Annotated in this window: 14 protein-coding genes; 8 read left to right on the forward strand and 6 right to left on the reverse strand. The window is 42.0% G+C overall.

Translation table 11 applies throughout. From position 1 onward, the window contains the following. Positions 1–195: 195 nt before the first annotated feature. A complete protein-coding gene (locus tag ACQ86K_RS00105; RefSeq protein WP_091175707.1) occupies positions 196–1,728 on the reverse strand; it encodes a serine hydrolase in 1,533 nt (510 codons plus the stop codon). A 108-nt stretch (positions 1,729–1,836) separates the two neighbouring features. Here ACQ86K_RS00105 and ACQ86K_RS00110 point away from each other — a divergent pair, with 108 nt between their 5' ends. Both ACQ86K_RS00110 and ACQ86K_RS00115 read left to right on the forward strand, forming a co-directional pair. Beyond that, positions 1,837–4,020 (forward strand): S9 family peptidase, encoded by a 2,184-nt coding sequence (locus tag ACQ86K_RS00110; protein WP_431199527.1) that lies wholly within the window; start codon positions 1,837–1,839, stop codon positions 4,018–4,020. 111 nt (positions 4,021–4,131) lie between these two features. Continuing rightward, positions 4,132–4,626 carry a hypothetical protein gene (locus tag ACQ86K_RS00115; protein ID WP_143020900.1) on the forward strand — a complete coding sequence of 165 codons (495 nt, stop codon included), beginning with the start codon at positions 4,132–4,134 and terminating at the stop codon, positions 4,624–4,626. A gap of 90 nt (positions 4,627–4,716) precedes the next feature. On the opposite strand, the gene ACQ86K_RS00120 is transcribed toward ACQ86K_RS00115, so the two are convergent. Then, positions 4,717–5,127 carry a single-stranded DNA-binding protein gene (locus tag ACQ86K_RS00120; RefSeq protein ID WP_091175697.1) on the reverse strand — a complete coding sequence of 137 codons (411 nt, stop codon included), beginning with the start codon at positions 5,125–5,127 and terminating at the stop codon, positions 4,717–4,719. 24 nt (positions 5,128–5,151) lie between these two features. Continuing rightward, the gene (gene mutY, locus ACQ86K_RS00125; RefSeq protein WP_091175694.1) at positions 5,152–6,198 is read right to left on the reverse strand and encodes an A/G-specific adenine glycosylase; all 1,047 of its coding nucleotides are present in this window, start codon (positions 6,196–6,198) and stop codon (positions 5,152–5,154) included. A gap of 482 nt (positions 6,199–6,680) precedes the next feature. On the opposite strand from mutY, the gene ACQ86K_RS00130 reads away from it, so the two are divergent. The 5 genes from ACQ86K_RS00130 to ACQ86K_RS00150 all read left to right on the forward strand — a co-directional run bounded on the left by ACQ86K_RS00130 (position 6,681) and on the right by ACQ86K_RS00150 (position 11,125). After that, positions 6,681–6,977, forward strand: a complete 297-nt coding sequence (locus tag ACQ86K_RS00130) for an HU family DNA-binding protein (RefSeq protein WP_090534644.1) — start codon at positions 6,681–6,683, stop codon at positions 6,975–6,977. Positions 6,978–6,989: 12 nt separating this feature from the next. Further along, positions 6,990–7,844: a tetratricopeptide repeat protein gene (locus ACQ86K_RS00135; protein WP_091175691.1), complete on the forward strand. Its 855-nt coding sequence runs from the start codon at positions 6,990–6,992 to the stop codon at positions 7,842–7,844. 310 nt (positions 7,845–8,154) lie between these two features. After that, entirely contained in the window at positions 8,155–9,705 is a 1,551-nt protein-coding gene (locus ACQ86K_RS00140) for an Rne/Rng family ribonuclease (protein WP_090534648.1), read from the forward strand. A 430-nt stretch (positions 9,706–10,135) separates the two neighbouring features. Continuing rightward, positions 10,136–10,819, forward strand: coding sequence for an SAM-dependent methyltransferase (locus tag ACQ86K_RS00145; RefSeq protein WP_091175689.1), 684 nt, complete (start codon positions 10,136–10,138; stop codon positions 10,817–10,819). Between the two features lie 66 nt (positions 10,820–10,885). Then, entirely contained in the window at positions 10,886–11,125 is a 240-nt protein-coding gene (locus ACQ86K_RS00150) for a hypothetical protein (RefSeq protein WP_090534650.1), read from the forward strand. Positions 11,126–11,279: 154 nt separating this feature from the next. Here the strand turns inward: ACQ86K_RS00150 and ACQ86K_RS00155 are convergent, their stop codons facing one another. Continuing rightward, a complete protein-coding gene (locus ACQ86K_RS00155) occupies positions 11,280–11,519 on the reverse strand; it encodes a hypothetical protein (RefSeq protein ID WP_091175686.1) in 240 nt (79 codons plus the stop codon). Between the two features lie 133 nt (positions 11,520–11,652). On the opposite strand from ACQ86K_RS00155, the gene ACQ86K_RS00160 reads away from it, so the two are divergent. After that, a complete protein-coding gene (locus ACQ86K_RS00160) occupies positions 11,653–11,820 on the forward strand; it encodes a hypothetical protein (protein ID WP_176844584.1) in 168 nt (55 codons plus the stop codon). A 160-nt stretch (positions 11,821–11,980) separates the two neighbouring features. Here ACQ86K_RS00160 and ACQ86K_RS00165 read toward each other — a convergent pair whose 3' ends face one another. Next, positions 11,981–12,466, reverse strand: coding sequence for an SMI1/KNR4 family protein (locus ACQ86K_RS00165; protein WP_091175682.1), 486 nt, complete (start codon positions 12,464–12,466; stop codon positions 11,981–11,983). 58 nt (positions 12,467–12,524) lie between these two features. After that, the gene (locus tag ACQ86K_RS00170) at positions 12,525–12,905 is read right to left on the reverse strand and encodes a barstar family protein (RefSeq protein WP_176844583.1); all 381 of its coding nucleotides are present in this window, start codon (positions 12,903–12,905) and stop codon (positions 12,525–12,527) included. Between the last annotated feature and the right edge of the window lie 85 nt (positions 12,906–12,990).

A 12,990-nucleotide genomic window follows, 5' to 3' on the forward strand; every position in this document is an offset into this window, starting at 1 on the left:
TCCCGCTTTTTTATGTGAGATTTTTAAATTTTCAAATCCCCTCTTGAGAGGGAACGCGAAGGGGAGAGCGTTAGCAGGGGTGTGTTTATGTAATTAGCTTATCAAAGCAGAGACACACCCCTTCGCCCCTCTCAAGAGGGGAACCGCACAATCCCACGCTTTTGTTAACTCACCTTTATCGTATTTAACCCTGCTTTAATTCTTCTTAAAATCATACGCACCCCGCTCTACAAAATCAGCCACTTTTACGCGTACTCCCGTAACCTCGCCGTTTTGTACCATGAACGGAAATACAGCTTTCCCCAGTGTAGGGTCAGAAAAAGTTACATAAAAGCGGTTACCGCCAAGTGGTTTTAGCAAGGCATACATTTTAGGGTGATGCTCAAAGCGCATTTCGAGGTTGTTGCCCTCGCCCTGGGTAACCTCCATGCTGCCATAAAAATCGTTGCTGTACTTGCCAATGTATTTGTTTGGCAACAACATTGGTTTGGGGTTTAACAGGACAGAATCCCTCAGCTTTTTATCTTCAGCCTGTTCGGTTGCGATATTGGCTTTGTATTGTTTTAAATAACCTTCGCTGTAATTGCGGAAGGGTTGTTTGAAATAAGCATCTAAAATATCCCAGCGCAGGGCCTCAAACAACTGGTTCTGATCGGTATTGGTTAATATGATGATGCCCAGGTTATCCTGCGGCGAAAGCGTTACTGACGACAAATAGCCGTTAACCCCGCCATCATGCATCACCAGCCTGTGGCCCGAGTAATCCTGGATAAACCAGCCTAAGCCATAAAGCTCAAAGTTATTTTCGCCGTTCATATGATGAACACTACTCACGATATCCTGCGGGACACGTGTTGCCTGAATGGCTGCGGAAGGGATTACCTGACGCTGCCCAACCTTACCATCGTTCAGTAAAGCAAGTGCCCATTTGCTCATGTCATTTACAGACGAGCTGATAGATCCCGCAGGTGCGATCCCATCTATCTGGCAATAAGGGATTGGCGTAAGCCTGCCGTCGACAATAGTATGCGGCACCGTGCGGTTTAAGGATGTTGGCAAATCCTTGCTTAGGGCCAAAGTATTGCCCATACCCAGTGGTGCAAAAATGGCTTCCTTTAAGTAAGCTTCCCATGAGTGCCCGTTGGTAACCTTCGGAATGATCTCGCCGGCCGTTAAAAATGCCGCGTTGGTATATCCCCAGCGTGTACGGAACGGATAAGTAGCTTTAAGCTTGCCCAAACGCTGAATTACCTCCTGGCGTGTAAGGTTGGTATTGTAAAAAGTAAAATCGCCCTGGAAGGTTCGGAAGCCGAGGCGGTGGCAAAGGAGATCTCGCACTATTACCTGGTCGCTTGCGTTTTTGTCTTCCAGTTTAAATTCAGGTATGTATTTGGTTACCTTGTCATCTAATGACAGTTTTTTGTTTGCCTCCAGCATGGCAAGCGCTGTTGCCGTGAAAGCTTTGGTATTGCTGCCTATCATGAACAAGGTATTTTCATCAACTTTGTTCATGAGGCCAAGCTCTTTAATGCCATAACCTTTCATCAGCACAACCTTGTTATCTTTCACAATACAAACAGCTATGCCCGGCACGCGCCAGTTGGTTAAGGCCTTGCTGATATATAGATCTAAACTGTCTTTAATGAATTTGCTCCTGTCGGCCCGCTGGGCGTTTACCGATGTGAAAAATAACATGCAGGCAGCGAGCAATAGAGGTATTTTTTTCATTACAGAGGGCTTTAGAGTTCTTTATTGTGCTAATTTAACGCAAAATTTACAGTGACGTTATTTAATAAATAAAAATAACGCCGCTCTATTAATTCAAACTAAATGTATATGAAATTTTACCGTTCGGGATTATTTTTCCTTACTGCGCTATTGTTAATCTTACTGCAAAATACGGCCCGGGCGCAACGGGCCGCCGTTAACTGGACAAAAGACGGCTATCAGTATTACCGCATAACCGGCGGGCAGATTATCATGATTGATGCCCGCGATACTTCCAAAAAAACTGTTTTTATTACCAAAGAAGAATTGACACCAGCAGGCAAAGCGCCTATCAGTGTTAAAAGGTTTACGGTGAGCGATGATAACAAAAAAGTACTCATTAATACCAATACCAAAAAAGTATGGCGTTATGATACCCGAGGCGATTACTGGGTGTATGATTCTAATACCAAAAAGCTTTGGCAGTTGGGTAAAAACCGGCCGGCATCATCACTGATGTTCGCCAAATTTTCGCCAGATGGCAGTAAAGCTGCTTACGTAAGCGGGCATAACATTTACATGGAAGATTTGGCCGATGGTTCGGTAAAACAATTAACTACCGATGGTACCCAAACGCTTATCAACGGTACTTTTGACTGGGCTTATGAGGAAGAGTTTGGCTGCCGCGATGGTTTCCGCTGGTCGCCGGATAGTAAATCGATAGCCTACTGGCAAATAGACGCCAGCAAGATCAAAACCTATTTGATGCTGAACACTACCGATTCGGTTTATCCCTATGTTGTGCCGGTTGAGTACCCTGTTGCGGGCGAAGATCCAAGCTCATGTAAAGTGGGCGTTGTTAACACCGCTACCGGTACAACTACCTGGATCAATGTGCCCGGCGATGCTGTGCAGCATTACATCCCTAATATGGAATGGGCCGATAACTCAAACGAAGTTATTCTTGAACAACTAAATCGTGCGCAAAATGAAAGCCGCGTGTTTATAGGCAACGTGTCAAACGGCACAACCCGTGTAATCCGCGAAGAGCATAATGATTCATGGATTGATGTTAAAGCACGTGTAGCCGGGGGCGACCCGGTAGGCTGGGGCTGGATTGAAAAAGGCAAAAGTTTTTTATGGCTGAGCGAAAAGGATGGCTGGCGCCATTTGTATAAAATAACCCGTGAAGGCAAAGAAAGCCTGATCACCAAAGGCAATTATGATGTGATCGGCATCGACATGATCGACGAAGCTTTGGGTTATGTATACTTCATCGCTTCGCCGGATAATGCTACACAGAAATATCTTTACAAAATAAAATTAAGCGGCGGCACAGCCGAGCGTGTTTCGCCTGCTGATGAACCGGGCACGCATAGCTATGATATTTCGCCCAACGGTAAGGTTGCGCTGCATAATTTCAGCAACAGCTATACCCACCCGCAAAGCGAGGTGATCAGTTTGCCAGCTCACAAGCATATCGGCGGTACTGTAATAACCGTTGATAAAAACGCTAAAAATAAACCCGAGTTTTTCAAAGTAAAAACTGTTGATGGCATTGAAATGGACGGCTGGATGGTAAAGCCAACCAATTTCGACCCCAATAAAAAATACCCGGTACTGTTTACCGTTTATGGCGAACCGGCCGGACAAACCGTAACGGATACCTGGGGAACAGGTCGTAATAGGCTGTATGAAGGCAGTATGGCCGATGACGGTTATATTTACATGTCGGTTGAAGGCCGTGGCGCCCCCGCCCCTAAAGGTACAGCCTGGCGCAAGGCTATTTACAAGAACATAGGGATCATCAATATCCGCGATCAGGCTATGGCTGCCAAAGAGATCATTAAATGGCCATTTGTCGATTCATCCCGTATAGCAGTGCACGGCTGGAGCGGCGGCGGTTCATCAACTCTTAACCTGATGTTCCAGTATGGAGATATTTATAAAACAGGGATAGCGGTAGCGGCAGTAGGCAACCAGCTTACTTATGATAACATTTACCAGGAGCGCTATATGGGCGTACCAACCGATGATGCAGGCCGTGCAGTGTTTATCAAAGGTTCGCCGGTTACTTATGCTAAGAATTTGAAAGGCAACCTGCTTTACATTCATGGCACGGGCGATGATAATGTGCATTACAAAAATGCCGAGCTGCTGATTGATGAACTGGTGAAATACAACAGGCAGTTCCAGCTGATGTCATACCCTAACCGTACGCATTCGATATCGGAAGGCGAAGGTACAACACAGCATTTGCGCACGTTATTTACACAGTATCTGAAAGCTAAATGCCCTCCGGGAGGAAGATAGAATATTAACAGGCAAAGCCCTCATATATTCCATTATATGAGGGCTTTTGCGTTTGCTGGGAAAAGAATATGCTGCTGTATCATTATGCTTTTTTTAAGCGTAATCATTGATATGAAACAAATTACGAATCCTGCCAAAGTGGTAGGCTTATTAGCCATTGTTTTAGTAACAGCTTTTTGGGGCTGTCACAAAGAGAGGGTAACCAATAGTGAGCTAAAAATATCCGGAAAATGGATTGTTCCTGCTGCCTTTTCAAAACAGTGGGTACAATACGAATACGATTTTAAAACCGACCACACATTTGAAGGCACGGTGACCAGTATCGACTCGGTTTCCGAAAAGCTTATCGGAACAGCGTCAAAAAGGGTTGGAAAGTATAAGATCCAGAATTCGGTGTTAACCTTGTATGATATAACCGATTATCAAAACAAAAACAATGCTTTTGGTCCGGTTTCCGAACTGGCGGCGGTTAGCAATGTCATTGCGGTAACGGCCAACTACACTATGGTTTTAAATGCCGGAGGGAATGTACTTACGTTGACATATATATGCGGACCGGCCGACGATTGTACCGCGCCGCAGGGTGTGAACTATTTTAAGCAATAACCGTTTTGCAATTTTCCGGGATATAAAAAATGCCAGTGACAAGTGTTATCGGCATTTTTTCTTTGGGATGTTTTAGTAAGTATCGGTAATTTAATAATCTTCGGCATTTAAATGATCTATAAACGAATCCCCGTTTTTTGCGGGTGATTTTAACGGCTCGGTTTCAAAATCACTTTTTCGGCCAAGCATAGTGAAGTTTTCGGCCACAATTTCGGTAGTGTATTTTTTTATACCTTCCTTATCCTCAAATGAGCGGGTGCGGAGTTTGCCCTCAATGTAAACCAGTTTCCCTTTTGAAAGAAACCTGGCCGCTACTTCTGCCAGTCCGCGCCACATTACAATATTATGCCATTCGGTTTGTTCAACCTTGCGGCCATCTTTGTTAAAAGTTTCGGAAGTAGCTAAAGGGAAACTCGTAACAGATACGCCACCTTCTAAATTCCGTACTTCAGGGTCTTTGCCTAAGTGGCCAACGAGTATTACTTTGTTTATTCCAGACATGCCATAAATTAACGTAAAATTATTTTACAAATTAAAAATATTTTTTAATAATATAAAAATGATTTTTGGTAAAGCTAACTCAGGCAGGTTATGAACGTTAATTTTAACCCAGTTTTCGTGCGTTTTGAGTGGCTGGTTTTTAATTTTTATCAGTCTTACAAAAAGCCGCTGATGAGTAAGGATATGTTTATGAACCGGCGAGATTTCAGTAGCTTCAATACCATCACCAAAAACAGCTAAAACTTCGGGTTGTTTTAATAATTCTTCAAGGCTTAAAAGCGTATCTGTTTCAACCATAGGTAAATCAAACATATTAGCCCAGATGTCTTTATCGCCCCTTTTGTTCATCAAAATGGTATCGCCGTTGGTTACCAGGAAATAATTAAAAAAGCGCTCACGTACTTTTACAGTTTTTAATTTCACCGGGAGAGCGGCAACAGTGTTGGTGTTAAAGGCCACGCAACCCAGGCGGACAGGGCAAATACCACAGGCCGGATTTTTAGGTTTGCACAGCATGGCACCAAACTCCATCATGGCCTGATTATGCAGTCCCGGCATTTTCTTATTAAGAAAATCGTCGGCAGCTTGTTGAAATGTTTTTTTACCCCCGGTTGAGTTGATAAGCTCATAGATACCCAGGTATCGCGCCAGTACACGATAAACGTTACCGTCGACCACGGCTTTGGCTTCATTAGCTGCAAACGAAGCGATAGCGGCGGCTGTGTATTCGCCAATACCTTTTAGTTTTATCAGTTCATTATAGCTATCCGGGAAACGTCCGTTATGGAGCTCCTGTACCAACCGGGCTGTTTTAAGCATGTTGCGCCCCCTTGAGTAGTAACCCAGTCCCTGCCACAGCTTCAGGATCTCATCTTCATGAGCAGCGGCAAAGCTGCTTACATCAGGATATTTTTCCAGGAAACGATAAAAATATGGCATGCCCTGTTCAACCCGGGTTTGCTGCAATATGATCTCAGATAGCCAGATCACATAAGGATCGGTAGTATTGCGCCAGGGCAGGTTTCGTTTGTTGTTTAAGTACCATTGTACAACTTCGTCGGTAAAATTCATTGTTGTAAAAGTAATTAAGAAACAAGAAGGCAGGAAACAAGAAGGTAAGAATCAGGAATCAAGAGAGGAGGGCAGGAGGCATAGAGGGGGAATCATGAGGCAGGCAATCAAGAACCAACAAGAGGGAGGAGGGTTTGGAGATATGAAATCAAGATTCAGAAACCAGGAGGAAAGCCAGGAGGTCGGGGAGTTGATATTTAAAAATCAGAGATAAATATTGGCAACTAACCTGTGAAATTACAAGCCCTTTACTACCAGTTGGATTGATCGATTTTCACACTTTTTTCACACTTCTTTACACCGGCAAATTGATGTTTAACCAGTAATTTATAAGCCTCTCATACTCAAAATTGTAACGAAAATGTAGGTTTTACGCCCCTGGCAAAAAAACGGATAAATATTTCGCTGTTAACGGATAAAGCGATACTTTTGCAACCCCAAAACAGTTAAGTATTTATAAAATTAAATTAAGTAAATAAGATATGACTAAGGCAGAAATTATAACTGAAATCTCATCAAAAACAGGTATAGAGAAAGTAGACGTGCAGGAAACTGTTGAGGCGTTTTTCAAAGTTGTTAAAAGCTCAATGGTTGGCGGCGAAAACGTATATGTAAGAGGGTTCGGTAGCTTTGTGGTTAAAAAAAGAGCTAAGAAAACAGCACGTAACATTTCAAAAAATACTGCCATCATTATCCCTGAGCACTTTGTGCCAAGCTTTAAACCGGCCAAAACTTTTGTTGAGAAAGTAAAGTCAGGTAACAAAACCAGCAAAAAATAATTATACGCCATCATGAATAAAAAACAAATAGTCGTTAGTGCAGCCGTAGTTGTTATTATGGGCTATTTGTATTGGTTGCCCGTAAAAGGTTTAGTAAAACCAAAAGACGATAAAAACGGCAAACCGGCCATGGCCGCCTCAGCGGGCGCTGCTAAACCGGCAGCTAATGTTACCGTTGATATGGTGTCGGCCCCTGCCAAAGCAGCTATTGGGGATGCATTGGCGGCTAAGATCAATGACCTTGAAGCCCAGTTAAAAAAAGCATCAGACGCAGATGCACCGGTTTTGCAAGCGCAGCTTGCCAAGCACTGGGATGATGTTAACCAGCCCGCACCTGCAGCGTTTTATTACCAGGCATTAGCCCGTAAAGAAAACAAGGTACAAGACTGGATAAATGCAGGTAACCGTTTTAATGATGCATATAAACTTACACAGGATACTTTATTTCAACCTGCGTTTGTGAATGATGCTGCCGAAGCATTTCAAAATGCTTTGAAATTACAACCCGAAAACCTTGAAGGTAAAACCGGGTTGGGCATAGCTTACGTTAATGGCGCAGCAGGCCCTATGCAGGGTATAGCGCTGTTGCTTGAGGTTGTTAAAAAAGACCCGAAAAATTGGAACGCTAACCTTAACTTAGGTATGTTCGCCATGAAATCGGGTCAGTATGAAAAAGCGGTAAGCAGGTTTAAAACACTGCTTGCGCAAAAGCAGGAACTGGAACCTACTTTCTATTTAGCCGAAAGCTATAAGCAATTAGGCATGAAAAAGGAAGCTATTGACGCTTACCAGAAATGCAAAGAAATGATGCCTGACCCTGTTTTCAGTCAGCGCATTGATGGATATATTAAGGAATTAAATAACTAACACACATTTTAAAATTATTATTATGCCGAGCGGTAAAAAACGTAAAAGACACAAAATGGCTACCCACAAACGTAAAAAACGTTTAAGAAAAAACAGACATAAAAAGAAATAAGCATTTATGTTAAGTCGATAGTTCTTAGTCTTAAGTACAAAGTCTTTTTTTCTGACTTTAAACTTTCGACCAACGACTTAAGACTAAACATTAATGATTTTACCTGCCCCAAACCGGGGTGGGTACTTTTTATTTATTAGTGTTTTTTACCCACTTATTAACACACGGTTTTTACCGTTATAAGAAATGGAGTAGCAATTGATAAAGGAATTAATTATCGATTCATCCCCCAACGGGGCTACCATTGCATTATTACAGGATAAACAACTCGTAGAGCTTCACAAAGAACAGGTAAGCAACAACTATACAGTTGGCGATATTTACCTGGGCCGTATCAAAAAGATCATGCCCAGCCTAAATGCCGCCTTTGTTGACGTTGGCTATGAGAAGGATGCCTTTTTGCATTATCTTGATCTTGGTCCGCAGGTACAAAGCCTGCTTAAACTAACCAAGCAAGTACGTAGCGGGGGATATCAGTCAAAGCTACTGGATGGGTTTAAGCTTGAGGCCGATATCAATAAGGGAGGAAAAATCTCCGAGATATTAACCAAAAATCAGCTTATCCCGGTACAGATAGCTAAAGAACCCATATCAACTAAGGGGCCGCGTTTAAGTTCCGACCTGTCGATAGCAGGGCGGTATGTTGTTTTAGTACCCTTTTCGGAAGCAATTTCTATTTCGAAAAAGATAAAAAGCAATACCGAGCGCACACGTCTTCGTAAAGTAGTTGAAAGCATTAAGCCAAAGCATTTTGGCGTTATCATCCGTACAGTTTCCGAAGGTAAAGGGGTTGATGAGCTGCAGAAAGATTTGCTTGACCTGATCTCGAAATGGGAACAGTTTATTACCAAGCTTCCTTCTGTTGAGCCTTCAAAAAAGGTATTGGGCGAAATAGGGCGCACATCAACTATCCTCAGGGATATTTTGAACCCCGATTTTCAGCACATTTATACCAATGACAATAGTATGTTCGAAGAAATTCGGTCATACATTCATGAAATCTCGCCCGATATGGAGAGTATAGTCCGCATGCACAAGCATAAGGAGCCTATATTTGACCATTTCGGTATCGAAAAGCAGATTAAAGGCGCATTTGGTAAAACAGTTAACCTTGCCGGCGGCGCTTACCTGGTAATTGAGCATACCGAAGCCCTGCACGTCATTGACGTAAACAGCGGTAACCGTACGGCCAGCAAAGAAAACCAGGAAGAGAACGCTTACCAGGTAAACAAAGAAGCAGCTAAAGAAATTGCAAGGCAGTTACGCCTGCGCGATATGGGCGGCATTGTGGTAATCGATTTTATCGACATGCACAAACCGCAAAACCGTAAAGAGCTTTTTGATTTTCTGCGTGCCGAAATGCAGTACGACCGTGCCAAGCACACCATTTTGCCTCCGAGCAAATTTGGTTTAGTGCAGATCACCCGTCAGCGTGTAAGGCCCGAAATGAACATCGTTACCAGCGAGGTTTGCCCTACCTGTAATGGTACAGGGACTATTAGGCCAACCATTTTGCTGATGGATGATATTGAGAACAATTTCAATTATATCCTTACAGAGCAAAACGAAAAAGGAATAACCCTGTGCGTACACCCATATATTGAGGCTTTTATTAAAAAGGGCATCTATAACCGCCAAATGAAGTGGTTTATCAAATATGGCCAATGGATAAAGGTTAAAAGTAACCCATCGTATCAGATCACGGAATTCCATTTCTTCTCATCAAAAGACGAAGAAATCAAACTGTAAAAATTCAGAAGTGCAACTGTTTGAAAATGGCACAAAATTAAAGATCTTTAAAAAGAGCAGGTGTTGGATGAGCACCTGCTCTTTTTGGTTTTTAGGGTGTCTTAAATCCAATTCAAAACAGTGTTACCTGTCGTGGCCGTCGCTGTGTTCGGCATATGCATCAGGTGCAATAGCCTTATGGAAGCAGAGACGACGTCAGCCTTATGTTGGTTTGCATTTGGAATAAATAACAAACCTTGCTATTGCCAGTCTTTAATCATATCTTGCCCATCAATGATCAATTATCACATAACCAAACTCAATTGGTGGCGTCACAGCTTTGTGCAGCCGGTATCATAACGACTATCAGGTATTAGTCCTTTTTTCAGTATCCGTCCGGCAGTATCATTATATAGGTCCGTCTTTTTTATCTGTAACAAAAATTATAATAATGGCTTTTGAACTAAATAACGTTGTGCCCTGGGGCCGCACGTTTACCGAATATCAGCAAATGTTTAACCTCAGCGCCAATGATGTTACCAAAAAGATTGTCAGTATAGGTGATGGTCCGGCAAGTTTTAATGCGGAGATGCACGCAATGGGTAAGCAGGTTACCTCCATCGATCCTTTATATCAATTTTCGACTGATGATATCCGAAAACGGATTGATGAAACCTGTGTAGAAGTGATAGGCCAGGTGAGGGCTAACGCCGATAAGTTTGTTTGGAACAACATTAAAGATGTGGAAGAACTGCAGGAAATAAGAATGACCGCGATGAACCATTTTCTGCGGGATTTTGACCAGGACTGCTTTCGGCAAAGATATATTAAACATGCCATGCCCGCTAAAACCTCTTTTGCGGATAACGCATTTGAGTTGGGCCTAAGCTCTCATTTTTTATTGCTGTATGATAACCTGGGGTTAAAATTTCATACAGAGGCTATACGGGAGATCATGCGCATATGCCCCGAATTGCGGATCTTCCCAATATTAAACCTCAATGCCGGGGCTCCAGTGTTTTTTGACGAATTACTTGAGGTGCTTGGCAGCGATTTTAATATTGATATACAAAAAGTAGATTACGAATTTCAAAAAGGAGGTAATCAAATGTTGGTTATTAAAAGCAAGACATAAGTAAATGTGAAAAATAGCCCGGTTGTGGCTGATGTTTTTTAAAATCAATACATTTATTTTTGAGATATGGAGATAATTGATAAAATAAAAGAGATTTTCGAGCCTAACTTCGAAGTTTTAAAGGTAACGAGATCAGGCCCTGATAGCTTAAACGCTGAAGCCTTTATTACCATTGAGGCAAAGCACGAGGGGAAATCACATAAACGGGTTTTTAGGGAGACTGAACTTATAGCGTTAAACGCGGAAGGTAAGTTAGCTGAAACCATAAGGGCGCTGTGCGCCGTAATGCTAACATCAGAAGAGTAAATACTTGTTTAAGTACCGGTACGTTCCCTCACATAGATAACGTTTACTTAATAATAGTTGTCGTATTGCTTCCGGTTTGGTTCGTGCCGGCAACCCTCCTGGTCGAAGGTGTGCCAGCTGCTTAACTCCGACCAGTTAGGGGCGTACAGTCTTTTCAGGTTGCCTGATGATGTACCAGGTCTGCCAGCTCATCCACATCGGTTTTATGTTTTTTCTTTTTGGGGTGTTTGGCTTCAAGATAATCCTGAACGTGTTCCTGTTGGGAGCCGGCTATTTCATCTGATTTTTTGCCGCGGAAGTAAAACCAGATCCCCGCGCCTGCTGCCAAAACTCCTGTTATGCCGGCTGTGATCCATAATCCGGTATTGTTTTTTTGTGCAAATAGGTTTTTCATAGCTTTTTTCTTTATAGCTGAACAAGCTACATTTCATTTAGTTGTAATTAATTAAAAAAGATAATTATTTTCCTGGTGGTTAAAATCATTGAAATGTAGCGTTGTTAATCTGTTACATCTAATAAGAAAAGCTATGTCAAAAAGAGGAGTAAAAGTGGAAAGGAACTCTCTATCAGAGCAACCACATGAATTGAACTACGAAGCACACAAAGAAGGAGCAACCGCAAAAAAGGTGGAAGCGGCAAAAAAATCAGCAGGCTCCAACCAACGAAGTGCAGTTGAAAAGAAATTGAATAAGTAAGGTATTAATAATGCTGGCCGAAGTTCCTCTCTACTTCTCTGGTGTTTAGCGCAGCGTAACTTCGGCCTAAGATAAGGCAAGCATTCTGCTTGTGTGCCCTCTTATATAAAATAGGAATTTGTTTTCTTATACAGTTAAGTTGAAAGTTTTTAAAACCTTCTCAAAACGGATTACCGCCACTTAAAAATCTCTTTATTCGGCCATCTATAAGAGCACTCAAAGGAGACTTAACAAGATGTATCCAATCATTTAATCTATATCCTATCAAAGCCTCATAAACATCGGGGTCATCTTTTCCTTCGTCCAGATACACAAATACAAACTGATCTCCTGTGTTGTAAACGTCTATCACATAAAAAGGCCTCGCAATAACCCTGTTACGCCCGAAAACAGTCATATATTTTCTGGAGCTCTGCTGCATCTGTTCCTGACTATCATTCATTCCATAATCCAGTACATAACAATACCCTCCGGCTAAAAACAATAATTCACGCAAGGCTGCAGGAAATAGTCTGCCACCATTATACTTGTTTTCCAAGGCGATAATTTCTTCAACTGAAATCGGGCTTACAACCTCTTTAACTCCGGTGTACGCTGCTGTTACTGATAGGTTGTCATTCAGTACCTTCATGTATTTTATCTCCATAGCTTACTTTATTATTGATTATTAGATCTTAACTAAAGATGGGTCGAAGTTCAGGGTTTTATTTTTTTAAATCCGTCAAAATACGCTCTAAAAACGGCATCGATTTTATAGGGAAAATCACTTTAAAATAATGTGCTTCATCAATGCCCCAGCTTTTAGTTGCATCAAGAAGTACCTCTATATATGCTTTTAGCTTTTCTTCGGTAAGGATGGGCATAACACGATGCACCAGTACAACTCCTTTCTTTTCTATCCAATGAAAATCACACAGACAATCGTAAACGGCATTCCAGTTAAGCCCAAAATAACCAGGAAATTTAAGTACCGCACTCAGCTCTTTTAACAATTTACCTTCTCCTTCAACTGCAGGAAGATGAGCGATAAATTCGCCTTCATCAAAATATTTATCGGGTTCATTCAAGAAAACAATTTCTATCATAAGCATCTTTTATATGGGTATGGGCCCAAGCCTATCCCCTCTAAAACAGTATAAAAAAATCCCTTACTTTACCATCGTTAACAAC

The organism is Mucilaginibacter sp. P19 (genome assembly GCF_050632265.1).
GTDB lineage: Bacteria > Bacteroidota > Bacteroidia > Sphingobacteriales > Sphingobacteriaceae > Mucilaginibacter > Mucilaginibacter gossypii.

What these genes read in the sequence shown, in the direction of transcription:
- ACQ86K_RS00105 (WP_091175707.1), bottom strand. Translation starts at nt 1,728, where the DNA reads ATGAAAAAAATACCTCTATTGCTCGCTGCCTGCATGTTATTTTTCACA.
- ACQ86K_RS00160 (WP_176844584.1), top strand. Translation starts at nt 11,653, where the DNA reads ATGTCAAAAAGAGGAGTAAAAGTGGAAAGGAACTCTCTATCAGAGCAA.
- ACQ86K_RS00135 (WP_091175691.1), top strand. Translation starts at nt 6,990, where the DNA reads ATGAATAAAAAACAAATAGTCGTTAGTGCAGCCGTAGTTGTTATTATG.
- ACQ86K_RS00165 (WP_091175682.1), bottom strand. Translation starts at nt 12,466, where the DNA reads ATGGAGATAAAATACATGAAGGTACTGAATGACAACCTATCAGTAACA.
- ACQ86K_RS00115 (WP_143020900.1), top strand. Translation starts at nt 4,132, where the DNA reads ATGAAACAAATTACGAATCCTGCCAAAGTGGTAGGCTTATTAGCCATT.
- ACQ86K_RS00110 (WP_431199527.1), top strand. Translation starts at nt 1,837, where the DNA reads ATGAAATTTTACCGTTCGGGATTATTTTTCCTTACTGCGCTATTGTTA.
- ACQ86K_RS00155 (WP_091175686.1), bottom strand. Translation starts at nt 11,519, where the DNA reads ATGAAAAACCTATTTGCACAAAAAAACAATACCGGATTATGGATCACA.
- ACQ86K_RS00130 (WP_090534644.1), top strand. Translation starts at nt 6,681, where the DNA reads ATGACTAAGGCAGAAATTATAACTGAAATCTCATCAAAAACAGGTATA.
- ACQ86K_RS00120 (WP_091175697.1), bottom strand. Translation starts at nt 5,127, where the DNA reads ATGTCTGGAATAAACAAAGTAATACTCGTTGGCCACTTAGGCAAAGAC.
- ACQ86K_RS00170 (WP_176844583.1), bottom strand. Translation starts at nt 12,905, where the DNA reads ATGATAGAAATTGTTTTCTTGAATGAACCCGATAAATATTTTGATGAA.
- ACQ86K_RS00145 (WP_091175689.1), top strand. Translation starts at nt 10,136, where the DNA reads ATGGCTTTTGAACTAAATAACGTTGTGCCCTGGGGCCGCACGTTTACC.
- ACQ86K_RS00150 (WP_090534650.1), top strand. Translation starts at nt 10,886, where the DNA reads ATGGAGATAATTGATAAAATAAAAGAGATTTTCGAGCCTAACTTCGAA.
- mutY (WP_091175694.1), bottom strand. Translation starts at nt 6,198, where the DNA reads ATGAATTTTACCGACGAAGTTGTACAATGGTACTTAAACAACAAACGA.